The sequence below is a fragment of the Belliella alkalica genome (assembly GCF_022549785.1).
Lineage (GTDB): Bacteria > Bacteroidota > Bacteroidia > Cytophagales > Cyclobacteriaceae > Belliella > Belliella alkalica.
Genome location: NZ_JAKZGO010000088.1, coordinates 1 through 611, shown reverse-complemented (window position 1 = coordinate 611; position 611 = coordinate 1). Strand labels below are relative to the sequence as shown.

Annotated in this window: 1 protein-coding gene; it reads right to left on the bottom strand. The window is 42.9% G+C overall.

The features are described from left to right. Nucleotides 1-611 (bottom strand): hypothetical protein (locus MM213_RS20775; RefSeq protein WP_241414793.1); only part of this gene is annotated, 611 nt, incomplete at both ends.

The following is a 611-nucleotide window of genomic DNA, read 5'->3' as shown; positions in this document are numbered from 1 at the left end:
TTGGTTCGGGTATTGTTGGCATAAGACACTGAAGTGCCATTCGGAAGCGTACCTGATATTTCAATGGCTTTCTCAGTTCCGTCAAATACATAGGTACCATTCTCGAAAGTGATTCCTGTAATAGTTGCAGGAGTAATTTCCAAATCTGCTGTCAATACCAATGTAGTGTAGTTGGTTCCAGTAATGGTGGCTGTCGCTTGCTGCGTACCCGCATTTGTTCGGGTATTGTTGGCATAAGACACTGAAGTTCCATTCGGAAGCGTACCTGTGATTTCAATGGTTTTCTCAGTTCCGTCAAATACAAAGGATCCGTCTTCGAAAGTGATCTCTGTGATTGTTGCTGGGGTGATTTCTAACTCTGCTGTCAATACCAACGTGGTATAATTATCACCTGAAATCGTAGCTGTTGCTTGCTGCGTACCCGCATTGGTTCGGGTATTGTTGGCATAAGACACTGAAGTGCCATTCGGAAGCGTACCTGATATTTCAATGGCTTTCTCAGTTCCGTCAAATACATAGGTACCATTCTCGAAAGTGATTCCTGTAATAGTTGCAGGAGTAATTTCCAAATCTGCTGTCAATACCAATGTAGTGTAGTTGGTTCCAGTAAT